Origin of the sequence: Rhodococcus sp. 06-156-4 (assembly GCF_002259345.1) — a bacterium.
Classification (GTDB): Bacteria; Actinomycetota; Actinomycetes; order Mycobacteriales; family Mycobacteriaceae; genus Rhodococcoides; species Rhodococcoides fascians_E.
In genome coordinates, this window is the sequence record NZ_NPGB01000015.1 from 49,176 (window position 1) to 71,294 (window position 22,119).

The 22,119-nt window shown below is 64.0% G+C and carries 23 protein-coding genes; 13 read left to right on the forward strand and 10 right to left on the reverse strand.

Going from position 1 to position 22,119, the window contains the following annotated elements; genetic code table 11:
- Positions 1–78 precede the first annotated feature (78 nt).
- The 6 genes from CH290_RS09625 to CH290_RS09650 all read right to left on the reverse strand — a co-directional run bounded on the left by CH290_RS09625 (position 79) and on the right by CH290_RS09650 (position 5,487).
- Positions 79–2,070, reverse strand: coding sequence for a TerD family protein (locus tag CH290_RS09625; RefSeq protein ID WP_033188843.1), 1,992 nt, complete (start codon positions 2,068–2,070; stop codon positions 79–81).
- Between the two features lie 144 nt (positions 2,071–2,214).
- A complete protein-coding gene (locus CH290_RS30525) occupies positions 2,215–2,385 on the reverse strand; it encodes a hypothetical protein (RefSeq protein WP_196806200.1) in 171 nt (56 codons plus the stop codon).
- Positions 2,386–2,536: 151 nt separating this feature from the next.
- On the reverse strand, positions 2,537–3,466 hold the full coding sequence (locus CH290_RS09630; protein ID WP_033188760.1) for an aldo/keto reductase: 930 nt from the start codon (positions 3,464–3,466) through the stop codon (positions 2,537–2,539).
- Positions 3,467–3,540: 74 nt separating this feature from the next.
- Positions 3,541–4,035 carry a pyridoxamine 5'-phosphate oxidase family protein gene (locus CH290_RS09635; RefSeq protein WP_020113259.1) on the reverse strand — a complete coding sequence of 165 codons (495 nt, stop codon included), beginning with the start codon at positions 4,033–4,035 and terminating at the stop codon, positions 3,541–3,543.
- An 83-nt stretch (positions 4,036–4,118) separates the two neighbouring features.
- Positions 4,119–4,442 (reverse strand): YbjQ family protein, encoded by a 324-nt coding sequence (locus CH290_RS09640; RefSeq protein ID WP_026348243.1) that lies wholly within the window; start codon positions 4,440–4,442, stop codon positions 4,119–4,121.
- Between the two features lie 424 nt (positions 4,443–4,866).
- Complete coding sequence (locus tag CH290_RS09650) at positions 4,867–5,487, reverse strand: TetR/AcrR family transcriptional regulator (RefSeq protein WP_033188761.1); 621 nt, start codon at positions 5,485–5,487, stop codon at positions 4,867–4,869.
- Positions 5,488–5,644: 157 nt separating this feature from the next.
- Here CH290_RS09650 and CH290_RS09655 point away from each other — a divergent pair, with 157 nt between their 5' ends.
- From CH290_RS09655 to CH290_RS09705, 11 genes are read left to right on the forward strand one after another with little or no spacing between them, the layout of a single operon-like run.
- On the forward strand, positions 5,645–6,874 hold the full coding sequence (locus CH290_RS09655) for a sedoheptulose 7-phosphate cyclase (protein ID WP_033188762.1): 1,230 nt from the start codon (positions 5,645–5,647) through the stop codon (positions 6,872–6,874).
- Positions 6,871–7,908: a 3-oxoacyl-ACP synthase III family protein gene (locus CH290_RS09660; protein ID WP_033188763.1), complete on the forward strand. Its 1,038-nt coding sequence runs from the start codon at positions 6,871–6,873 to the stop codon at positions 7,906–7,908. Before CH290_RS09655 ends, CH290_RS09660 begins: the two co-directional genes overlap by 4 nt.
- Positions 7,909–7,911: 3 nt before the next feature.
- The gene (locus CH290_RS09665) at positions 7,912–9,114 is read left to right on the forward strand and encodes an MFS transporter (RefSeq protein WP_020113254.1); all 1,203 of its coding nucleotides are present in this window, start codon (positions 7,912–7,914) and stop codon (positions 9,112–9,114) included.
- Between the two features lie 8 nt (positions 9,115–9,122).
- Entirely contained in the window at positions 9,123–10,106 is a 984-nt protein-coding gene (locus CH290_RS09670; RefSeq protein WP_230620915.1) for a zinc-dependent alcohol dehydrogenase, read from the forward strand.
- Positions 10,099–10,932, forward strand: coding sequence for an SDR family oxidoreductase (locus CH290_RS09675; RefSeq protein WP_033188765.1), 834 nt, complete (start codon positions 10,099–10,101; stop codon positions 10,930–10,932). The genes CH290_RS09670 and CH290_RS09675 overlap by 8 nt, the downstream gene beginning before the upstream one ends.
- Positions 10,929–11,828, forward strand: a complete 900-nt coding sequence (locus CH290_RS09680) for an NADP-dependent oxidoreductase (RefSeq protein WP_020113251.1) — start codon at positions 10,929–10,931, stop codon at positions 11,826–11,828. The genes CH290_RS09675 and CH290_RS09680 overlap by 4 nt, the downstream gene beginning before the upstream one ends.
- Complete coding sequence (locus CH290_RS09685; protein WP_020113250.1) at positions 11,825–12,616, forward strand: VOC family protein; 792 nt, start codon at positions 11,825–11,827, stop codon at positions 12,614–12,616. The genes CH290_RS09680 and CH290_RS09685 overlap by 4 nt, the downstream gene beginning before the upstream one ends.
- Positions 12,613–13,494: a TIGR03619 family F420-dependent LLM class oxidoreductase gene (locus CH290_RS09690; RefSeq protein WP_033188766.1), complete on the forward strand. Its 882-nt coding sequence runs from the start codon at positions 12,613–12,615 to the stop codon at positions 13,492–13,494. The genes CH290_RS09685 and CH290_RS09690 overlap by 4 nt, the downstream gene beginning before the upstream one ends.
- Positions 13,491–14,195 (forward strand): HAD-IA family hydrolase, encoded by a 705-nt coding sequence (locus tag CH290_RS09695; RefSeq protein ID WP_019667785.1) that lies wholly within the window; start codon positions 13,491–13,493, stop codon positions 14,193–14,195. Before CH290_RS09690 ends, CH290_RS09695 begins: the two co-directional genes overlap by 4 nt.
- The gene (locus CH290_RS09700) at positions 14,192–15,151 is read left to right on the forward strand and encodes an ROK family protein (RefSeq protein WP_020113248.1); all 960 of its coding nucleotides are present in this window, start codon (positions 14,192–14,194) and stop codon (positions 15,149–15,151) included. The genes CH290_RS09695 and CH290_RS09700 overlap by 4 nt, the downstream gene beginning before the upstream one ends.
- 10 nt (positions 15,152–15,161) lie before the next feature.
- Complete coding sequence (locus tag CH290_RS09705) at positions 15,162–16,286, forward strand: alcohol dehydrogenase catalytic domain-containing protein (RefSeq protein WP_033188767.1); 1,125 nt, start codon at positions 15,162–15,164, stop codon at positions 16,284–16,286.
- Positions 16,287–16,297: 11 nt separating this feature from the next.
- Here CH290_RS09705 and CH290_RS09710 read toward each other — a convergent pair whose 3' ends face one another.
- From CH290_RS09710 to CH290_RS09720, 3 genes are all read right to left on the reverse strand, one after another.
- Entirely contained in the window at positions 16,298–17,443 is a 1,146-nt protein-coding gene (locus CH290_RS09710; protein WP_033188768.1) for a metallophosphoesterase, read from the reverse strand.
- Positions 17,444–17,554: 111 nt separating this feature from the next.
- Positions 17,555–17,971, reverse strand: a complete 417-nt coding sequence (locus CH290_RS09715) for a DUF1761 domain-containing protein (RefSeq protein ID WP_033188769.1) — start codon at positions 17,969–17,971, stop codon at positions 17,555–17,557.
- Between the two features lie 76 nt (positions 17,972–18,047).
- Positions 18,048–19,508 carry a DHA2 family efflux MFS transporter permease subunit gene (locus CH290_RS09720; protein ID WP_033188770.1) on the reverse strand — a complete coding sequence of 487 codons (1,461 nt, stop codon included), beginning with the start codon at positions 19,506–19,508 and terminating at the stop codon, positions 18,048–18,050.
- A gap of 186 nt (positions 19,509–19,694) precedes the next feature.
- On the opposite strand from CH290_RS09720, the gene CH290_RS09725 reads away from it, so the two are divergent.
- Both CH290_RS09725 and CH290_RS09730 read left to right on the forward strand, forming a co-directional pair.
- Positions 19,695–20,336 (forward strand): TetR/AcrR family transcriptional regulator, encoded by a 642-nt coding sequence (locus CH290_RS09725; RefSeq protein WP_033188771.1) that lies wholly within the window; start codon positions 19,695–19,697, stop codon positions 20,334–20,336.
- Positions 20,333–21,358 (forward strand): aldo/keto reductase, encoded by a 1,026-nt coding sequence (locus CH290_RS09730; protein WP_033188772.1) that lies wholly within the window; start codon positions 20,333–20,335, stop codon positions 21,356–21,358. Before CH290_RS09725 ends, CH290_RS09730 begins: the two co-directional genes overlap by 4 nt.
- Positions 21,359–21,659: 301 nt before the next feature.
- Here CH290_RS09730 and CH290_RS09735 read toward each other — a convergent pair whose 3' ends face one another.
- A complete protein-coding gene (locus CH290_RS09735; RefSeq protein WP_080733802.1) occupies positions 21,660–22,058 on the reverse strand; it encodes a WhiB family transcriptional regulator in 399 nt (132 codons plus the stop codon).
- Positions 22,059–22,119 lie beyond the last annotated feature (61 nt).

Here is a 22,119-nt window from a genome sequence, read left to right on the forward strand (position 1 = left end):
CTGGGGCTACCAGTGCGCGATGGGAACTGCATCTCGCTCCACTCCATGCGCCACCATGAAGCACGGAGGTTGGCATCCTCACTCCGAATCGACCGTGCTCGTGGTCGATTCCGGCGCCGACGGCACCCAAGGCTTCAGCGGTTGCACCACATCACGGTAGAACGCATCTATCCCATCGGTGACACTGCCGATGAAGCTCGCAGCAGTTCCCGACCGCTTGCTGCCCATCTTCGAGGGTGACGTGAGGGTGAACCGTCGCAGTTCACTGACCCGCCCGGAAGTCAGTGATTTCGTGTCAGCGCGGACGGTCGCCAGGTTTTCGCACGATACCTCGCTGACATCGGCGAACACTGCCTCGACGAGCACGTCCGCCGGCGCATCCTTCAATTGTTTCAACAACCACGACGCGCGTCGGAGAGACGTTCCGTCGGCCGGGGCGTCGATACTCGTACTGCACTGAATCTTGTTGGTACGCAGATCCGCTTCGACGGTCACGTCACCCGCTGCATCGGGTATGCGGAGCGTGGCAACAAGACAACCGGTAGCGGCGAGTTGGTTGACGATGAACTCGTTCCGAGCCTGCGGGTCGCTGCCGAGTTTCCTGGGCAGGTGATGCTTCACCGTTGCTCCCAGATCCGCTGTCATACGCAACGCCAGATGCCGTGACAACGACGCCCATGTGTTGGCGACCGACAGTGCCTTCGCGTCGCTCGGACGAAGCGTGCCTGCCGACACCGAATCGCGCACCGCGACCCAGTGACGCCCCATGTCCACGAACTCCGTCGCGCCGGACTTGGGATGAGTCAGATATCGAACGAACTCGCTCAGGATCCAAACTTGCAGTGAGTCCGTGAGATCGCCGTGTGACAGCAACATTCGAGCTTCGTGAATAACTTCGGACCAGGACATGTGCCGCAAGGCAACATTGTTCAGCTTGAACTTGTTCACCTGAACCGGAAGTTCGCCCACCGACGCCGGAATGTCGTTGGACACGCTGAGCACGACCTCGTACTTGTGCCGTTTGGCAACGTCGAGATAGTTCTCGAGTTGCTCCTTCGTCAGCTTGCCGGTGCCGGTCTTCACCTCGAGCAGTGCCGTCCATATGTGTCCGGCGCGGGACACCCGAAATACGCCGTCGGGGATGACCTTGCCATCACCTTTGACGAAGGGAACCTCGAGGTACCCCTCGAACGGACCGGCCGGCGCCCCAGCGCGCGAACAGATGGCGCGAGCGAACGGACGCACCGCCTGCATCGTTGCGATGAGCGCGGAGGTCGCCCGCTTCTCCTGCTCTTCACCCGAGCCGACACCCGAGATGGAGAACAAACGGGCGGTGTGCCACCCCTCCCCTCCCGCCAGAGTGAATTGAGGCGGCGACGCCTTCTTCGCCACTGGCTTCTTCGTTCGAACGCCTCGTTTGGGCGGATCTACGTCGACTATCGAGACTTCGACGACCTCGCCCGTTTCCGTCCTGGCCTGCGCATGCGAATCTGCGACTTCGACCACGACGACGTCGTCGACCTGTTCGGTTCGATCAGCGTCGTCGACGTCGACACCGAAATCCTGCGCCAAACCGGCAAGGCCGGACTCCCACCCCTGGCCTACCGCCCGAAGCTTCCACACGCCGTCCCGGCGGTACACCTCACCGAACACGAGGGCATGCTCCGATGTCGCATCGGCTGTGACGAACTCACCCAGAATCGAACCGGATCTATCTCTGACCTGCAGCGCCAGCTTTCCGAAGTCGCTCAGTGGGCGCCCCTCCGAACTTCCCGCGATCACAACCTTGAGCACGTCCGCCGGAAGCGAGTGGAGATGGATCGATATCCGCTCCTGCTTGCCCTCGTCGGTACTGCTACGTCCCAAGTATCGAACTGCGGCATCGGCAGACTCGGGCTGGTTGTAGAACACGAAGTCGGAGTCCGATCGAACCCGGTTGCTGTCGTCGACGAGGAGAGCCGATGCATCGAGATCTCGGTCCTGATCCACCCACGACACGATGACATCCAGTTCGGTTACCTCTGCCGGTAACGCGACGTTCTCGCCCCTGGTCAGAAAAGGTGAACTCACGCGCAATCGCTCCTGTCGCACGAACAGACTCCGAAGTCTCAGAATATGCAGTCCGCCGGACGGTCGGGCGCTCTCCAAAGACATTCATTCGACCGAATGACTCCAGGACTGCCCCGAAGATCGACGATTCCAGCCTCGCCGGCGCTACCCGCCCCAACGCTTCAATTCGTCGGGCGCGAAGTACATCTGTTGAGTAGCACCGAAACGAACCAGGATCTGGTTCTTCTCCTCGTAGAACCAGACAACAGTGCCGTAGACACCGCTCATGGGCCCACCCGTCGTTGTTACCCCGTCTCCAACCTCGAAAGCCGCCATTCCCCTAGATTACCTATCGCCCAGATGCGACGACGTGCGCAGAAGTAGTGAATCGACGCATTGCCTCTCGACCACTGCACCTTTGGGACTGCACGACCTCACAGTTATCCGAGGATGGTTGAAAGGAATCCGAGCAAACAAGCGCTGACCGTCAAGGCAGGCGGTATCCGGCAGCACGGAAGAGTCGATACCACTCTTCCCGGCTCAGACTGATATCGCTCCCGGCCACGGCTTCAGCTACTCGACTCGGCGTGGTCGTCCCCAGGACAACTTGCATCTTCGCCGGATGACGCGTGAGCCATGCCGTCGCAATGGAAGTGGGAGTCACACCGTGATCGCGGGCGAGGTCGTCGAGAGCGTCGTTCAGTTCTGGGTAGTTGTCGCGATCACCGATGAAAACCTTTCCTGTGTAGCCGCTTTGGAAGGGCGACCAAGCTTGCAAGGCTATGTCGTTGATGCGCGCGTAATCCAGAAGGCCGTTGCTCAGGTCGATCGATTGGTCGAGACCACCGATGTTCGACGCCAAACCCGCAGCGATCAACGGCGCATGGGTGAGGCTCAGTTGCACCTGATCGATGATCAGCGGCTGCGTCACCTCGGTGGCAAGCAACTGAATTTGACCGGGTGTGTGGTTGGAGACGCCGAAACTGCGCACCTTTCCGGCCGAGTGCAGAGCGTCGAATGCAGCGGCGACCTCGCTGGGCTCGACCAGACTGTCCGGCCTGTGCAACAGCAGCACGTCGAGATGATCCATACGGAGCGCGGAGAGCGATTTCTCGACGGTGTCGAGGATGTGCGCCTTGGAGAAGTCGTAGAACCCGTCCCGGATCCCTACCTTGCTTTGAATGACGACCTGCTCGCGTTCGGAGGGCAGGAATGTCACTGCGTCTCCGAATCGACGCTCACATCCGTGCCGACTTGTGCCGTAAATATCAGCGTGGTCGAACACCGAAACACCCGCATCGCGAGCGGTCCCGGCGAGCTTGGCGATACTCGCATTGTCGAGTGCTTCGATGCGCATCAGGCCGAGAACGATGCTCGACGCGCGCGGGCCGCCAGCGAACATCTCGTAATACTTCACGCACACCCTCGATCACCATTCGTGCCTGCACCGTCCAGAGGCCGCCACCCTACCCTCCTCCAGCGCGCCAGGTTCTACATTTCGACGGTGTCGTTCATGCCGACATCCGGCTTGTCGCCCGTGATCCTGGACTTGGCGTACGCGAGCAGGGTCGATACCTTGGACCCCGGCGCTGACCAGTATTCCGCGCCCTCCGCTTCCACAGAGATCAAAACGACCTCGGGAGACTCAGGGCCGTCGTCGAACCATGCTGCCGCCGCCTGATTCCATAGTTCCTTCTTCTTCGCCTCGTCGAGAACGATCTCTGCTCGTCCGGACACGGAAACCCAGGCTGTCCCCGACTGGAACGACACATTCACCGAACTGTCCGCGCGAACGTCGCCGACCTTGCGCGAATCGTTGCGCGCGAAGAACCACAGCGAACCGTCGAAGTCGTGCTCCTGCAGTGCCATTGGACGGGACAGCAGGTGTCCGTCACGGCCGTGTGTGGTGAACATGCACAGCTTCGAATCCTTCAGGAGCTCGGTCACTTTGGAGATACCGGCCGTACGGTCGTCGTCGATTGTCATTTCAGGGTTGTACCCACAGTGAGCCCCCGCAAACGACAACGGACTTGGACCCGACCGTTATCGCGCCCGTCCGGATAAAACCCTCAACTGGGTTCGGTGGTGACCGCGGTGCCGTAGGCGCACACCTCGACTCCTCCGGTGTCGCCGTAATCGTTGGTTTCGAATCGAAACGCGACCACGGCATTGCCACCCTTCGCCGTGGCTTCCGCCGACAATCGGGACAGCGCTTCGGTGCGAGTTTCCTGCAATAGCGTGGTGATGCCCTTCAGCTCTCCGCCCGCGAGCGCTTTGAAGGAGGCACCGATATTCGATCCGATGTGGCGCGAGCGCACGGTCAAACCGAACACCTCACCGTGTACCGCCGTGATGCGATGGCCAGGAATCTCGTTCGTAGTCACGATGATCATGCACTGCACGATAGGCGGTGATTCACGACCGCGACAACGTATTCGACAAGATGCACTGGCGGTGCCAGCCGCGGCCTCCGAAGCACCGACAACCACTCCGAAGTAGGTTCCGAGCCGTACTCGAATGTCGAATCGAGGGCGCATTTCAGGGAGCCTCCCCGTTTTTCGAAACGCGCAACCCGATGCGCGTTCCGCGAACGGCGCCGCAGAGTCTCGAACTCACGCCGGGGGTGAGGAACACCTGAACCACGCCAACCCATTCTCACGCAGCCTGCGGAGTTCAGCCCCAGGGTGCAATGACGTCGATGATCCAGGTGACTCCGAAACGGTCGGTGAGCCGAACGGAACGTGAATCGTGATGCGCTCGGACTCGATCCGAATTCAACTGACCTAGGTCATGAGTCTTCGACAGGGCGGGCAGTGATCATGTGCGCAGGGGCGTCGCAGCCGCTGCACCCAAGGACGCCACGGTTCGGTCGGCCACCCGCTCGAGCTGCGCACGCGTGGCGCCGTCGCGGGCTCGTTGCGACATGCCCTGGATGATCACGCCGATGTATTCGGCGATCTCGACCGGATCCCAGGATGTCGGGAGGACGCCGTCGGCAATGTCGGCGGTGATGCGCTCCGACAGAAGCGCCACGTTGGCATTGCGCATGTCGCGCAATCGATCTGCGACACCCTGGTTGGCGTCGGTGACGCTGACGGCAGAGCTGATGATGAGACACCCACCCGGACACGACTCGTCGGTGTAGTGCGACGCGGCGTCATACAACAGCCGGGAGATCAGCTTGGCCGCATGAGGTTCCTCCGAGAAGGCGCGGTCCATGAAGTCACCGCGTGTGGCGAGGTAATGCTCCACGGCCGCGAAGAAAACGCCTTCCTTGCCACCGAATGCGCCGTAGAGGCTCGGCGGGTTGATGTGCATCGCGGAGGTCAGCTTGGAGACGGATGTGCCCTCGTAGCCATGCTCCCAGAAGGCAAACATCGCCTGTTCCAACGCGGTGCCCACGTCGAACTTCCGCCCCTGCCCCGGTACGCCTGCCATAGGACCTCCTGGTCTCGCTCCGAATTGTGATCTAGTCTACTCCTGTAGCGATCACTACGCGAATCCCTTACCCTCGGTTACGAACTTTGGTTCGCCGAAGCACCGCAAAGGAACCGTCACAGCCCGAGCTTGCAGTTCATCGTCCAGGGGGATCGAAATGCGTAGTGCCGCTTCATTCAAACTCGGCCTCAGCCACACGGCGGACGCCGACTCCGCGTGGAAGGTCGAGGCCGTCAAGCAAGTCGAATACCATGTCATCGCCGCGCGAAACCTGTTCGCGCCGAGAAGTACGCAGCTACTCGACAGTTGCAGCGCGGCACCCTTGACCCGCGGCGACCGTCGTCTGATCATCATCGATGCCAATGTCGACCGCATCCACGGCGACCGTATCCGCAGTTACTTCGAACACCACGGCGTCGACGCACACTTCGTGCCCATGCGAGCCGACGAGACAGTCAAGGAGTGGAGCTCGGTAATCCGGGTGGTCGACGCCATGAACGGCTTCGGCATCGACCGGCGCCGTGAGCCGGTCATCGCCATCGGTGGTGGCGTACTGCTCGACGTCGTCGGATTCGCCGCCAGCGTGTACCGCCGTGGAACCCCCTACATCCGCATCCGGACCACGCTCATCGGCCTGGTCGACGCCGGTGTCGGCGTCAAGACCGGCGTCAACTACGCCATGGGCAAGAACCGTCTCGGAACGTATGCGCCGGCGATCGCCACCTACGTCGACCGCGCGTTTCTCCGCACCCTCGACGACCGGCACCTGTCCAACGGTCTCGCGGAGATTCTGAAGATGGCGCTGATCAAGTCGGTCGACCTGTTCGAGTTGCTCGAAACGTACGGTCCGCGTCTGATCGCCGACAACTTTCAGGGGACGTCAGGCGAACTCGACACTGCCGCAACGCAGGTCATCGCGGAGTCCATCCACCTGATGTTGGAGGAACTGCAACCGAATCTGTGGGAGTCCTGCCTCGAACGGTGCGTCGACTACGGGCACACGTTCTCCCCCACTCTGGAGATGGAAGCGCTGCCCGCGTTGCTACACGGTGAAGCCGTCGGCATCGACATGGCCCTGACGTCGGCACTGGGTTTCCTGCGCGGCAGCCTCGGCAGCGCCGACCTCGACCGGATACTGACGGTCATGAAGCAGCTCGGGCTGCCGGTCTGGAACGACGTGTTGGACAAGACAGGACTGCTCGACGCCGCACTCGCCGACACCGTCCGTCACCGTGACGGTCGGCAGCGATTGCCGCTCCCCGTCGGCATCGGCGGTCACCACTTCGCGAACGACGTCACGCCCGGCGAAATCGCCTCCGCGCTGAAATTGCTGAGCCGAAAGAACGCCGAACTCGGAGAACCGACGGTCACGAGGGTCGCGTCATGAAGTGGGACAGCCTCTACATCGAGGGCTTCGGTTCGTATCTTCCGGATGCGCGAGTCCAGGCTGCCGACATGGTCGCCGCGGGCCGCTTCGAGGAGGTCGAGCATCAGAAGACCGGGCAGACGTCGGCGGCAGTGTCCAACCCCGACCTCGGCGAGTCCGCTCCGGACATGGCCGTTCTCGCGGGCCGAGCTGCGTTGGAAGACAGCGGAATCAGCACCGAGGACGTCGACCTCCTCGTCCACGCCGTAGTCCTGCACAACGGGCTCGAGGCGTGGAACTGCGGCGCATACATCCAGAACGAACTCGGTATCGAGGACTGTTTGCCGATCGAGATCCGGACCGCCTGCGCCGGCGCGATCGTCGGGATGGAGATGATCGGACGCTGGTTCGACGGTCGCGGCAAGGGCCTGGTCACCGCATCCGACGCGTGGCGTGAGCCCCTGTTCGATCGGTGGACCTCCGACAGCGGACTGGTCTACGGCGACGGCGCGGGGGCCGCCGTCATCGGTCCGGATCCCGGCCCGTTCCGCCTGCTGTCCACCTCCGTGGTGAGCGACGCGCACCTCGAGCAGATGCACCGCGGCCACGACAGTCTCGCCATGCAGGTCTATAGCACCGACGGTCCGCTCGACCTGCGGAAGCGGGTAGCCGGATTCACCGAAACGCATTCCATCGACGAATTCTGGTCCCGCAACTCGGCAGCCCTGTCGCGTTGCGCCGAAACAGCATTGGGTGATGCCGCCACGCACCACGGTGAGATCACCCGGTGGATCGTCCCGAACTTCGGCAATGTGCTGCTCCGCAAGCAATGCTTCGAGCCGCTGAAGATCCGCCCTGATCAGACACTTGTCGAACTCGGCCGCGAGATCGGCCACACCGGTGCCGCCGATCCTTTGCTCGGTCTCGATCTGCTCCGCCGTACCGAGACGCTGGACCCGGGTGACCGAATCATGCTCACCGGCATCGGCGTCGGATTCACCTGGGGATGTGCAGTCGTCGAATACACCGGCCACGACAACTCAACGAAGGGATAGACCATGGTCACCGAGACACGTCTGAGCGAGCCCGCAGCCACGCGTCCTACCAACGCGAACGTCGCCATCCTCTGGATGCTCCTCGCCGTATTCGGCGTCGGCACCGTCGAATATCTCGTCGCGGGTGTCCTCCCGGACATCTCGTCCGACGTCGCCGTGAGCAATTCGACGGCCGGCCTGCTCGTCACGATCTACGCCGTCACCGTCGTGATCGGCGGCCCGCTGCTCACCATCGTCACCACCCGGGTCCCGCGAACACCGCTCATCGCAGCGCTGATGGCCCTGTTCATCGTCGGCAACATCGGCACCGCATTGGCGCCGAACTTCGCCACCCTGGTCGTCTTCCGGGTCATCACCGCGCTTCCGCACGCGACGTTCTTCGCGCTGTGCCTCGTGCTGGCCACCTCCCTGGTGGCCCCCGAGTTCCAGGGCCGCGTCATCGCCCGCGTCACGCTCGGCCTCAACCTCGCTACGGTTCTCGGTGTTCCGCTGGGCACGTTGATCGGCACCCAACTCGGCTGGCGCTGGTCGTTCGCCATCATCGCGATCTTCCAGCTCGTCGTCACCGCAGCCCTCATCGTCTCGACCCGACGCGCAGCGCCGTCTCATCAGACCGGCAGCGTCACCTCGGAACTGGGCGTGTTCACCCGCGGCCCGGTGCTCTGGGCCATCGGCCTCACCGCGTTGAGCCAGGCCGCGCTGTTCGTCGTGTTCACCTACATCGCGCCGTACCTCACCGACCACGCCGGGATCTCGGCGTCCACCGTCACCATCGTGCTGTTCGTGTTCGGGGTCGGCTCGGTGGTCGGCAACCAACTCGGCGGCCACTTCGCCGACAAGGCCCTGGACAAGACGCTCTACGTCGCGCTCACCGCACTCGCCGCGGCACTGCTGGTGCTGTTCCTGTTCGGCGGCACCCCGTGGTTCGCGTTCGCATGGATGTTCGTCCTGGGCGCCGCAGGCTTCTCCATCATTCCGCCGTTGGCCTCCAAACTGATCGGCGCGGCCAGTCAAGCGCCGCACCTCGCCGCGACGGTCAACATCGCCGGTTTCCAGCTCGCGAACGCCGCGGGCGCGTGGATCGGGTCCATTGCGTTGTCCGGCGGCTACAGCGTCGGGATTCTGCCCGCCATCGGGGCTGTTCTCGCCGTCGCCGCCGTCGGATTGCTGTTCCTCAGTCGCCGTACCGCCCGGGTGGCCGTGTGAGAGCGGCCGTGATCGACGCGCCTCACTCGGTGTCGGTCGTCGAACTCGACGCGCCTGTCTGCGGTCCTGACGACGTCGTCGTCGCGGTGAAGTACGTCGGCCTGTGCGGTACGGATCTCGAACTACTGCACGGCACGTCGTCGTATCTGATGGACGGCAAGACGTCGTATCCGCATCACTTCGGACACGAGTGGGTGGGCATCGTCCAGGAATCGGGCGCTCACGTCCATGACCTCGCCGCCGGCGATGCCGTCACCGGCAGCACGATGATCTTCTGCCAGTCGTGCACGGCCTGCGGATCGGGTCGACGCAATCAATGTTCCGACCTCCGTGAGGTCGGCCTCTACGAGCACGGCGGCGCCGCAGCCGAATTCCTCGTCATGCCGCGTCGCGCCCTGGTATCCCTGGGCCGCGCTCCGGCCGAACCGGAACACGTTCTCATCGAACCCCTGGTCACCGTGCTCGAAGCCGTCGACTCGGCGTCGGTCTCCCCGGGCGATCGCGTCCTCGTCATCGGAGCGGGGACCATCGGCAGCCTCGCTATCGCCATGCTGTCGCAGTACCCCGTCACCGTCGACGTGCTCGAACCACGACCCATCGACCACCTCGGTCCCGGCGCCGCCGCACACAGCTTCACCAGTACCGAGGCCCTGGCAGGACCCTACGACATCGTCGTGGAAGCCTCAGGTGGCGACGGCGCGCTGGGAACGGGAATCGGCGTACTCCGACCGGGCGGAAAGTGCATACTCGTCGGGGTCGCCGCGCAGTCGGAGTCCATCGACCCCGGAGCGGTTGCGCTGGCCGGAATCTCGATCATCGGGGTGCGCCATGGCGTCGATCACTATCGGCGTGCAGCGGCCCTGTTCCCCCTCATCCGGCCCGCCCTGGCGTCGCTCATCGACAGCGTCGTGCCCCTCTCGGACGCGAAATCCGCCTTCGATCGACTCGAAAGCCACCGAACCCGGCCGAAGGTGGTGATCTCCATTGACTAGACCCGGCTACACGGTCGTCACCGGCGCGAGCAGCGGCATCGGCCGCGCCATCGCGCTTGCGCTCGCCACGGAAGGGCACAACCTCATCCTCGGCTACGGCAACGGAATCGATCGAATCGACGCCCTGGTCAACGATATTCGTGCGGATCATCCCGTCGATGTCGTCCCGCTTCGGCTGTATCTGCGCGACGCCCATACCGCCGTCGAGACCGTTCTCGACGCAGCAGATCGCCTCGGCGAGATCCGATGCCTGGTCAACAACGCCGGTGTCAACGACCGTTCTCCGGCCGATGCGCTCGACGTCGGCCGCATCGAGGATGTGCTGGCGATCAACACGGTCACGCCGTTGGCGTTGGCGTCGGCGGTGGGTCGCCGCATGATCGCCGACGGTATCGCGGGATCCATCGTCAACATCACCTCGGTTCACGACTCGGTGCCCATCACCGGGGGATCGATCTACTGCGCGAGCAAGGCGGCGCTGGCGGCGTCGAGCAAGGTGCTCGCCCTCGAATTCGCGCAGCACGGTATCCGCGTCAATTGCGTCGCACCGGGCGAAACGGCGACCGCGATGAACGGCGTCGACGACGAGTCCTCCTACGCCGCCATCGACCGGCCCGCGATCCCGCTCGGTCGTCCGGCGGGTGTGCACGAAGTAGCCACTGCCGCGGTGTTTCTCGCGAGCTCCGCGTCGAGCTATGTCACCGGAACCACCATCACTGTCGACGGCGGACTCGTACTCACCGCCGCCGAGGAGAACGCACGCTATGCCGGTGAACTGCACACGGCCGATACATCGAAGGCCGCCACATCGAAGGGAGCTGCATGAGAGCCATCATCGTTCACGGCAAGGGTGACCCCGACGTCCTCACCGTCGGCGAGATCGAGGAGCCCACCGCGGGGCCCGGCGACATCACCGTGTCGGTGGCCGCCGCGGCCGTCAACCCGGTAGACCTCAAGACCCGGTCCGGCTTCCTGCCCATCGAACTGACGTATCCCGCGGTGCTGGGATGGGACGTGTCGGGCACGGTCGAAGCAGTCGGCTCGTCCGTCACTCGATTCGCCCGCGGCGACACCGTCATCGGGATGATCGCGCAGCCGGCGCACCGTTTCGGTACGTACGCCGAGCGCGTCGTCGCCGACGAATCGCTGTTCGCCCACGCCCCCACCGGCGTCGGCCTCGAGCATGCGGCCGCGATCCCGTTGGCGGCGCTCACCGCCGTGCAACAGCTCGACAAGATCACGCTTCCGGCAGGCGCCACCGTGGTGGTGACCGGTGCTGCGGGCGCGGTGGGGCGCATAGCGTCGGCGATCCTGTTGTCGCGGGGCCACCGGGTCGACGCGCTGGCGCGGGAGACGGACACCGACGACCTTCTCACGCTCGGCGTGGGGACGGTGTTGGCCAAGCCCGTCGATCTCGAGCCACGGAAGTACGACGCGGTGGTCGACACCGCCGGAGTGGTCGAGGCCATCGACGGTGTGCGTGACGGCGGATCGTTCGTCTCCATCGAAGACGGCGACCAACCCGAACCACAGCGGGGCATCACCCCGGGTAAGAGCTACGTGAACGAGGACGGGCCTGGCCTAGCGGAGTTCGCCTCACTCGTCTCCTCGGGGGAGATCACCGTGCCGATCGCTCGCACATTCGGATTCGACGAAGCCCCGCAGGCTCACGCCCTGCTCGCTGCCGGTGGAACACGAGGAAAGGTGCTGTTGATCCCATGACCGTCACCACGAATGCCCGAACATCGCTCAGCACGATCGGAATCACTGTTCCCGACGCGCACGAGGCAGCCGATTTCGTCGCGTCTCTGCTCGGCGTCGAGAGTGGCAACGGCGCGACGGTTCCGGTCGGCTCCACATCGATCGAATTCACGTCCTCGCACAGCCCGAATCAGGCCCCGCCGCGCCTGGTCGACATCGGCACCAATCACCTCTGCTTCACCGTCGGCGACATCGAACGCGCTGCCGATCACCTTGCCGGGCTGGACGATGTGTCCGTTCTCGGCGAGGTGATCACCGTGCCGGAAGGCCCGATCGCCGGCAACAGATGGGTCTACTTCCGTTCACCGTGGGGGACATTGTTCGAACTGCAGAACTGGCCCGAGGTGCCGGGCTATTACGGCGACACCGACGCCCGCCTGCATCACCGACGCGAGGACCTACCGTCGGCCACTCTGCCCACGTGCCGCGGATTGGACCACTCGGGGTACAGCGTCGCCGATCTGGACGCGGCCATCGACCGCCTCGTGAATCACCATGGAGCGACGGAAGTTCTGCGGACCGACATCGAGGCCGACCGCGGCTTCATGACCGCGCAGTTCGACCTCGACGTGGAAGGTACGTCGCGGATGGCAATGGTGTCGGTGGGAGAGCTGAACATCGAGCTGTTCGAACACCACGTCGGCCGTCGATACGCCGCACGCCCACTCACCGCGAACGGCAGCAACTTCCTGACGCTTCCTGCTGAGGGTCGGCGCGACGGCGTTCGACTGTTTCCGGGTGCGCTGTGAGGTACGGACTCAACCTCCCGAACTTCGGGCCGCAGATCGATGCCGACGGGATCCTTGCGTGGGCCACCACCGCGGAAGCCGCCGGCTTCGACAACGTGCTGCTATCGGATCACGTGGTGCTGACCGACGACGCCCATCGCCGCTCGCCCGCGCCGTTCTACGAGTGCCTGGCGACGCTGTCGTGGTTGGCGGGTCAGACCCACACCATCCGTCTGGGTAGCGGCGTGCTCATCGGCAGCCACCGCCATCCGGCGCACCTCGCGCACGCGACGGCCACCATCGACACACTCAGCGGTGGGCGGTTGATCGTTGGCGTGGGTGTCGGGTGGACGTCTGAGGCGTTCGACGTGCTGGGTGTCCCCTATCACCAACGCGGGCGGCTGACCGATGTCACCCTCGACGCCCTGGTGGCGGCATGGTCGTCGGAGACCTACGAGGCCCTCGGCGCCAGTGGCACCCCGCGCCGCGTGCACGGTGGGCCGCTGCCCGCCCAGACGCCGCACCCGCCGCTGTGGATCGGCGGCAACGGCCCCGCTGCGATCGCGCGGACGAACCGCGTGGGCACTGGGTGGCATCCGCTGCACCCGTCGAGGCAGCTGTGCGCGGCCGGCGCCGACGCCCTCGACGACGGCAAGGACTTCGTCCCACGTATCTACTTCCTGCCCACCGAGACTCCGGTCCAGTCGCCGAACCGTCCCCTCGGGTACGGCAGCGTCGAGCAGATCCACTCGGACATCCATTTCCTCGCGGGGCTCGGCGCCGGCACCGTGGTTCTGGATACCGATCCGGGCGATCAACGGTTGCGGCGATCCACCGAGCACGATCTCGAACTCGTCCGCTTCGCCGGAGAAAGCCTGGGGATGGGGGTCACGGTATGAGTCTGCAGCCCAGCCCGATTCGGCAGTCCATCACTGCGGGCGCGTTCCTGTTCGACATGGACGGCACCCTCGTCGACTCGCACGCATCCATCGAGGCGGTGTGGTTCGAGTTCGCCCAGCGACACGACGTCGACAGATCGATTGTTGCCGAGGCACTTCCGGGCCGACTCGCCGCCGATATCGTTCTGCGCGTCCTCGGACCCGCAGCCGACGTACGATCCGAGCTGCAGTGGATACGGGAGCACGAGCGCCGGAGCGTGGTGCCGGTTCAGCAGATTGCCGGCGCCGCGAGATTCCTTGCGTCGGTGCCGCCCGAGAGGTGGGCGGTGGTCACGTCGGCGACGCGATCGATGATGGTCCGACGCCTCACCGCCGCCGGGCTACCGACGCCGCGGATCGCCGTCGCCGCGGAGGACGTGACCGTCGGCAAGCCCGCCCCGGAAGGGTTCCTCTCCGCGGCAGCGCAGCTGGGCGCGTCCATCGAGTCGTGCATCGTGTTCGAGGACTCGTCGGCCGGAATGGCTGCCGCGGCGAATGCCGGTGTGCGGTGCATCACCATCGGCGACGAGCCCGGCCAGAACATCGCACGCGTCGACAACTTCGACTCCCTGCGGGTCGAGATGCGCGACCGGTCGCTGGTCATCGACCTGCACCCGGCGAAAGACGTGCATCCGGTGATCGACGCGGTTCCCGTGCGATGACCGATACTGTCTCCGTCGATCTGGGTGGTACGTGGCTGCGCATTCGTGCAGGGAGCGCGATCGAACGGTTCCCGGCGCCCAGTGTGCTGCAACAGCCTGGCCTGTCCGTGGACAGGTTGCTGCAACAGTTGGTGGATACGCTCGACGTCCACGTGCCGCACGGTGCAAGGGTGAACATGTCCTGCGGCGCGGCGCTCGACGAGCAGAAGGGCGTGGCACTCGGTTCCGGGCCACTGTGGGGCGGCGCGCCCTCGGGCGAGATTCCGCTACTGCACATGCTGTCGTCTCGACGCCCCGATGTGCGCTGGACCCTGGTCAACGACGTGACGGCAGGATTGGCGTCGTACGCTCAGGGGTTCGCTCGCCCCACCGATCGGCACCTGGCGTATATCACGATCAGCAGCGGCATCGCGGTGCGCACGGCCTACCTGGCCGAGAAGGTTGTTCCGGTCGATCACCGCGGATTGCAAGGCGAGGTCGGGCACGTGCGCGCCGTCAGTTCCGCGCCTCCGGCCGTGCTGCAGTTGCCGTGCGCGTGCGGTGGCGTCGGGCACATTTCGTCGATGTCGTCCGGTCCCGGAGTGGCGGCGGTCGCGCAAGTCCTCGGAATCGACTACGAGGAGCGGAGTTTCGCTTCTTCGCTGGCGGAGGGTATCGATGACCTCGCTCGATTGCTGACCGTGGTAGTCGAACCCATTGCCGAGTTGATCCGCACCATGATCACGCTCGATCCGCGACTCGACCGCATCGGGATCGGCGGCGGGGTAGCGGAGGGACTGGTCGGGTTCTACGAGCGCGAACTCATTGCGCAACTTGCCGGCTCGCGTTCGTATGCCGACTCGCTCACGTCGGATCGGGTTCGCGAGATCATCCACGTGTGCGCGCCCGGCGACATCGACACACTCTCCGGAGCGGACGCAATCGCCGACGGTTACCTTCGTGTGACTAAGATTTGAAAGAGGAACGATGACAATCGAACTCACCCACCGCGCCATCGTCCGGCACGGTAGCCACTCGTCCGTCGAGATTCGCCCGACGCCCTCCCCTGGGCCCGGCGAGCTGCTGCTCGCGCCGGAAGCGGTGTCGCTGTGTGGAACCGACATTCAGATCGTGCGGGGAGACCGGAACGATCCGTCCCCGATCGTCGGGCACGAGGGTGCTGCGCGAGTCGTCGAGCTGGGCGAAGGAGTGTCGGAATTCGCAGTGGGTGACCGCGTGGTGGTCAACCCGACCCATCCCCACGATTCGTCCTTCCTACTCGGCCACAATGTGGAAGGTCTGTTTCAGGAACGCGTCGTGATCGGAGCGTCCGCAGTCAGCAGCGGTCTGGTGTCGTTGCTGCCGGACGACTTGTCGAGTGTCCGAGCGACCCTTGTGGAGCCGTATGCCGTGGTTCGCTATGCACTGTCGTGTCTCGCGCGCGAGACCCCGCAAACGCTTCTCATCTTCGGGGACGGTCTGATCGGCAACCTCGCGGCCACACTTGCACCCTCGGCGATGTTCCCGACCGTCGAGGTGGCGATGGTGCACCGTACGGAGCTGGGTGCGAAGTGGACCGCCAACTACCTGCCCTCGGTGCAGAACTTCTCCTCCGGCGACGACTGGGAACGTCACATCACCGGGTCCGTTGCGGTGCTCGGCGCGACCCACCGCGCGGGAACTGTCGCCTCGATCGACGAGGCGATACGGCGTCTCGGGGATCGGGTAGTGGCCGTGCACCCTATCGGCGGGGTGCCGGCCAAGGCGACGTCGGGCCTGCTACCAGGTGTGGACATCGCCGGGGTGAGGCAAGCCAACACCGGTGGCCCGACGCCTCCCGCGGTCACCACGTTCAGCCGCGGTGCGCAGCGAGTGGCATTCACTGGTAATCGAGGCGTCACCAACGACCAACTCACCGCGGCGGCTACGGCACTGACCGCAGCGGACGACGCGATCGACGGACTACTGACCCACCGGCGCGACATCGTGGAGGGCACGGCGTTGATGAACACCATCTGCGAACAACGGACCCGGGTGGTGGACGGTGAACTCGTGATGCGGTTGGTGGTGGGGTTGGGGTGTGAGGCGGGCCCGCCGCGCGTACTTCGATAAGTGCCTCGAGGTCACGCACCAACCGAATGTAGTTCCAGCATCGATATTTCCGGCTCGGCACCTACGCGCACGGGCGGTCCCCACGTACCGGCGCCGCGCGTTGTGAAGACGGGGGTGCCCGAAACGGTCACGAGCCCTTCGATCGAGGGTTGCTGCAAGGGAACGAGATACCGCAGAGGCCACAACTGACCTGCGTGAGTGTGTCCGGAGAGCTGGAGATCGATTTCGGCACCGACGGCGTCCAACGCCTGAACTGGTTGATGAGCCGCCAACAGGGTGAATCGATCGGGTGTTCGCTCGCCGAGCGCGAGTCCGAGGTCGGGCGCATGTGGCGGCGGAGCGGAGACATCGTTGATTCCCGCAAGATCGATGAACGCGCCGCCACGCTCCAGTGTCGCAGTGGCATTGCGCAGAACTTCCACACCCAGGCTCGACCACAGCCTGGTCCATTCGTCGGCGTCGGCGTAGTACTCGTGGTTGCCGGTGACCGCGAACACTCCGAGGGGGGCGTTCAGCTCCGACAGCGGCGTCAACACATCGCCGACCAACTCGACCGTCCCGTCGATGAGGTCGCCGCCCAGAATCACCACGTCGGGATCGTGCTGATTGATCTCGCCGACGATCGCCTCGACGAAACCTGCACCTCGCGTGGGCCCGGCGTGGATGTCGGACACGAACGCGATCCGTAGACCGTCGAATTGCTGTGGGAGGCCATCCGACGCGATGGTGGTGTGCGTGACCTGAGGCTGGGCCGCTTCGACGAGACCGTATCCGACGGTACCGGCTGTTGTCAGCGCGACCACGGCGGCACCGACCCGCGCAACTCGCATCCTGGTGGGCGCACTGTCGCGTTGTTGCGCAACACCTTTGATCCGGATCGCAAGCAACACTGCACCGACCACAAGACCGCCGAGGCACAGATACAGCAGTGCGGCAGCCCACGTAGCTCCGACGAACCCCGGGCCGCGCGCCCAGGACGGATCGAAGATACTTCCGCTTCCGTAGCCGACCACCGTGAGGCACAACAAGACCGCGAGAACACAGTCCACGGTGCGTGCCAACGGACGTGACAGACGCAGAGGAGCAACGAACATGACGCGCACGAAGATCGACAGCACTGCGACGATTGCGACGAGCGCGAGAAGAGGAGCAGGCATAGTGAACGATGACCGGGTTTCTGTTGAAAGAACCATTGCAGCAGACGACGTGAGTTCGTCACGTCGGGTGCCGCTCCGAAGCTGCCGGGCAACTCCGGAGCGACGGACGTCTCAGCCGATCCAGACGATGATCACGCTGGTGAGCACGCTGGTGATGATGAAGAACGGGGCATTGAGCACCCCGTAGTACAGCGGACGGGGGAAGTTGGGGTTGAGCGCAATCTGAAACGTCATAGCCGTGAGATAACCGATCCCGACGAGGAGACCGAACACGACGGCGTCGCCGACCGCGGTGATGTCCAGCGCGGTGATCAACACCGCGCTCGTGATGGTGGTGACAAGGATGCACGCCACCGGGCCGAGATTACGCACGAGCGAGGACTCGGGCTCCCCCGCGTTCTCGCGGCCGAGTGCAACGATGTACGGCTTGGCGATGAGGACGGGGAAATACACGCCTGCGATCACCGCGGAGGCCACGAACGCGGCAAGCACTGCGAGCCAATTGATATCGGTCAGAACATCGAACATTTCGGATTCCTTCGAGAATGAGCGTCCGTCGACGCCCGTTGAAGTCGGTTGGTGAAACGGGTGTGCGGTGTGCCGCTCAGAGCGCTGTCACGGCCACCTCGCCCCGCTGCGCCGCAGCAGCATGCTCACGACTGTCCCGAGAGGAGATCGACAACGCCGCGAAAACCATGCCTGCCACCGCGACACCCGCCCCGACGAGAAACGCGTCGTGGAAGCCGTCGGTCAACGCCACGGTTCGATCGACCCCGCCGGACATCGCGCGTGCAGTCGTCGCTGTTGCCACCGCCGAGATGACCGCCAGCCCCACTGCCCCACCGATTTGGTTGCCGGCGTTGACGAGACCTGAAGCGAGGCCGGCCTGTTCGTCCGTCGTTCCGGTGAGGGCGGCTACGGTCACGGCCACCAAGGAGCCACCCAGTCCGAGGCCGGTCAGAACGGACGGACCGAAGACGTCGGAGATGAATCGACCGTCGGCACCGACCTGCGCGAACCAGGCCAGGCCTGCAGCCACGAAGCCCAAGGCGACGAGAAGGACAGTCTTGAACCCGAACTTGGTGATCAGCGGTGACGCGCCGCCGGCCGAGGCGATGATCGACAGAGCCAGAGGCAGGTACGCAAGACCAGCCTGAAGCGGGGTGAACCCCAGGACCTGCTGCAGGTACAGGGTGATGAGGAAGAAGCCGGAGATCAAGGATGCGCCCACGAGGAGCATGACGACGTTAGCGCCACGAAGGGTACGCAGTCGGAAAATCGACAGTGTCACCAGCGGTGCCGCACTGCGCCGCTCGATCACCACGAAGACCACCAGAAGTGCGACTCCAGCCGCAGCTCGCAGCAGTGTCGTAGTCGATGTCCATCCGGCTTTTTCGGCGTCGACGAGTGTGAACACCAACAGCGCCAGGCCGGCCGTCACGCTGATAGAACCGGGTAGGTCGAAGCTGCGGGCCCCGTCGACTCTGCTCGACGCCGGGAACAGGCGGAATGCTTGCCACACCATGAACAATCCCACGGGAACATTGACGAAGAGCACCCATTCCCATCCGAGATACTCGGTGAGCACACCGCCGAGCAGCACGCCGGCCGCCCCGCCCGCACCGGACATCGCACCCCACACCGCGAGCGCGCGGTTACGTTCGGAGCCTTCTTTGAAGGTGGTGGTGAGGATCGACAGGGCAGCAGGAGAAACGATGGCCGCCCCGAGTCCCTGCACTGCTCGGGCAATGTTGAGCCATGCGTCGTTCTGCGCCAAGCCGCCCATGAGCGAGGCGACCGTGAAGATGAGCAATCCGGTGACGAACATCTTGCGCCGTCCGAGTAGGTCGGCGAGCCTGCCGCCCAACAGCAGGAACCCGCCGAACGCGAGGATGTAGGCGTTGATCACCCAGGACAGGCCGTCTTGACCGATCCCCAGTGATTCACCGATCGACGGCAGCGCGACGTTCACGATCGACGCGTCGATGACGATCAGGAATTGAGTCAGGGCAAGTAACGCGAGAGCAAGATTTTTTGCTCTCGGCGTCGAAAAATCTCGTGACATTGTGTGGACTTTCTCGAGCGAGAACTGTGCGACCCGGCGCGCGATACGCGAGCGATCGGATGTCGGGGTGCCGACTGTTGGAGAGCTGACGTACGAGACGAACTCTCATTACGGTACTTGCTAGTATCGGATCTGTCCAGTACCGTAATTACCAGGCCAGTATCCAACCCGGAACAAGGAGGAACCGTGCCAGATAGGACAACGACGCCCGATGCGCCGACGCCGCGCGGACGCAAACGCGATCAGTCCCGCGACGGCGACATCCTGGACGCGACAGTCGAGGTTCTCGCCGAGCACGGCTACGACGGAATGACGATGGATATGGTCGCTGCCCGCGCGAAAGCCGGAAAGGCCACGGTGTACCGGCGGTGGCCGTCGAAGGCGCACATGATCGTCGACGCCGTCGCGCGTGTGTCCAAACAAGAAGTCGACGTCGACGAGCTGCCGGACTCGGGAACCCTTCGGGGCGATCTCAAGGCCTTGATGCGCCCGGAGGCGTTCGACAGCGGCAACAAACAGCTGAAGATCATGAGTGCGGTGGCAAGCATGCTTGCCGCCCAGGACGATCCAGAATTGGCAGCGTCGATATCCGGCACCAATCCGTGGATCGCGGCCAATCGCATCATGATCGAACGTGCCGTCGCGCGAGCTGAAATCGCCGCCGACACGGACGTCGAGTTCATGGCCCGAGTCATTCCCGCCATGTGCTATTACCGCGTGACCGTGGAGGGTCGCTCCCTCGATCCCGAGCACGTACTCACACTGATCGACACTCTGCTGCTGCCAGCACTGACAAACCCATCCGACACCACAGAAGGTGGACAATGAGGTACCGAACCCTCGGACGAACCGGTGTACGAGTGAGCAACCTCTGTCTGGGCACCATGATGTTCGGAACGTGGGGCAACAAGGATCACGACGAATCGATCCGAGTCGTGCACCGCGCGCTCGACGCCGGAATCAACATGATCGACACCGCAGATCTGTACTCACACGGTGAAGCCGAGACAATCGTCGGAAAGGCATTGGCCGGGGGACGCAGAGACAATGTGGTGCTGGCGAGCAAATTCCACAACCCCATGGGCGACGACGTCAACGCACGAGGAAACTCCCGCCGTTGGATCGTGCAAGCCGTCGAGAACAGCCTGCGCAGACTGCAGACCGACCATCTCGATCTGTACCAAGTGCACCGCCCCGATCCGGACACCGACATCGAAGAGACATTGGGCGCGCTGACCGATCTGCAACGAGCCGGAAAGATCCGATACTTCGGCACAACGACGTACCCCGCACACGAACTCGTCACTGCACAATGGACCTCGGAACGGCGAAATTTCGGCCGCTTCGTCACCGAGCAGCCTCCCTACTCACTGTTCGCACGAGGAATCGAAGCCGACGTTCTCCCCGTCGCACAACAGCTTGCACTCGGAGTCCTGGTGTGGAGTCCGCTCGGCGGGGGCTGGCTTTCCGGTGCATACAGAAAGGGCTCCCCGGACTTCGTCAGCGACCGAAACAAGCTCATGCCCGGCCTGTTCGACATCACCGCACCGCACAACGCGGGCAAGTTGGACGCCGCCGAAGCCCTCGCACTCCTTGCCGAGGAACTCGGCATCTCGCTTATTCATCTCGCACTTGGATTCGTTCTGTCGCACCCGGCAGTGACCGCGGCCATCATCGGCCCAATGAACGTCGATCAACTCGAAAGTCAGCTCGCGGCCAGCGATCTCGTGCTCGATCACGAGACACTCGACCGAATCGACGACATCGTCTCCCCCGGCCGCAACATGACCGAGCGCGACGCGGGCTACCTTCCCCCTGCCATCGTGCAGCCATCTCTGCGTCGGCGCTGAACGTCCGACCCGACAGCGGGCCCACAGAAAGAGTCGTCGCATGAGTCGCCCTCCGGAGACCGCTCCCGGCAACGAGATTCACTGCACTGCCGGAGCGAACAACTCAACAAAGCACCATCCCCTCGCCGACAGCCCACCGTTCGTTCAGATGTTCTTCGAAGCCACGACCGATGGCCACACCTCGAACAGCAACCGTTGAGACACAGGCCTCACCTACTATTCCGCAGTGCTGACCTCCGGTCGAGGCTCGAACACTCGACGCCTCGACCGGCCGCACAGTGCCCCGACCGCAGCGGGCCATCTACATCGGAAGCTTTGACAGTTGGCGTTGGCCTGGGGGCGGAAGGTCCGTTGAAATAGTCAGCATTCTTCGCCGTCGATTCGACGCTGTCTCAATTCCAGGCTGCTGTGCGTCAAGGGGCTTGCTGATCAGCCCGAAGCGCTCGGTCGCCGTCAGCCCGCCCCAAATTCCGTAGGGCTCGAAGTTTTCGAGCGCAAACGAGCGACACCTGTCTACCACTGGGCAATTTGCACAGTGAAGTTTCGCCGCGTTCTCGATCCGTCTCAACGCCGCACCTCGAACTCCGTGCGGCGGATAAAAGATCGAAATCGATTCCGTACGGCACCGAGCGTCGAGCTGCCATTCCCACTCCGAGCTTTGAGGAGCGGGGAGCCTGGGTGGAGGGAAAGAGTTACGCATGGGTCAACTTTCGAACTGAGCTCTCCCGGGGGGGGTGATCGCCGACCCCGGACGAGAATAC

Coding starts and splice junctions, on each gene's coding strand:
- CH290_RS30525 (WP_196806200.1), bottom strand. CDS start 2,385: ATGGCGGCTTTCGAGGTTGGAGACGGGGTAACAACGACGGGTGGGCCC.
- CH290_RS09635 (WP_020113259.1), bottom strand. CDS start 4,035: ATGACAATCGACGACGACCGTACGGCCGGTATCTCCAAAGTGACCGAG.
- CH290_RS09640 (WP_026348243.1), bottom strand. CDS start 4,442: ATGATCATCGTGACTACGAACGAGATTCCTGGCCATCGCATCACGGCG.
- CH290_RS09650 (WP_033188761.1), bottom strand. CDS start 5,487: ATGGCAGGCGTACCGGGGCAGGGGCGGAAGTTCGACGTGGGCACCGCG.
- CH290_RS09655 (WP_033188762.1), top strand. CDS start 5,645: ATGCGTAGTGCCGCTTCATTCAAACTCGGCCTCAGCCACACGGCGGAC.
- CH290_RS09660 (WP_033188763.1), top strand. CDS start 6,871: ATGAAGTGGGACAGCCTCTACATCGAGGGCTTCGGTTCGTATCTTCCG.
- CH290_RS09665 (WP_020113254.1), top strand. CDS start 7,912: ATGGTCACCGAGACACGTCTGAGCGAGCCCGCAGCCACGCGTCCTACC.
- CH290_RS09680 (WP_020113251.1), top strand. CDS start 10,929: ATGAGAGCCATCATCGTTCACGGCAAGGGTGACCCCGACGTCCTCACC.
- CH290_RS09685 (WP_020113250.1), top strand. CDS start 11,825: ATGACCGTCACCACGAATGCCCGAACATCGCTCAGCACGATCGGAATC.
- CH290_RS09695 (WP_019667785.1), top strand. CDS start 13,491: ATGAGTCTGCAGCCCAGCCCGATTCGGCAGTCCATCACTGCGGGCGCG.
- CH290_RS09700 (WP_020113248.1), top strand. CDS start 14,192: ATGACCGATACTGTCTCCGTCGATCTGGGTGGTACGTGGCTGCGCATT.
- CH290_RS09705 (WP_033188767.1), top strand. CDS start 15,162: ATGACAATCGAACTCACCCACCGCGCCATCGTCCGGCACGGTAGCCAC.
- CH290_RS09710 (WP_033188768.1), bottom strand. CDS start 17,443: ATGCCTGCTCCTCTTCTCGCGCTCGTCGCAATCGTCGCAGTGCTGTCG.
- CH290_RS09715 (WP_033188769.1), bottom strand. CDS start 17,971: ATGTTCGATGTTCTGACCGATATCAATTGGCTCGCAGTGCTTGCCGCG.
- CH290_RS09720 (WP_033188770.1), bottom strand. CDS start 19,508: ATGTCACGAGATTTTTCGACGCCGAGAGCAAAAAATCTTGCTCTCGCG.
- CH290_RS09730 (WP_033188772.1), top strand. CDS start 20,333: ATGAGGTACCGAACCCTCGGACGAACCGGTGTACGAGTGAGCAACCTC.
- CH290_RS09735 (WP_080733802.1), bottom strand. CDS start 22,058: ATGCGTAACTCTTTCCCTCCACCCAGGCTCCCCGCTCCTCAAAGCTCG.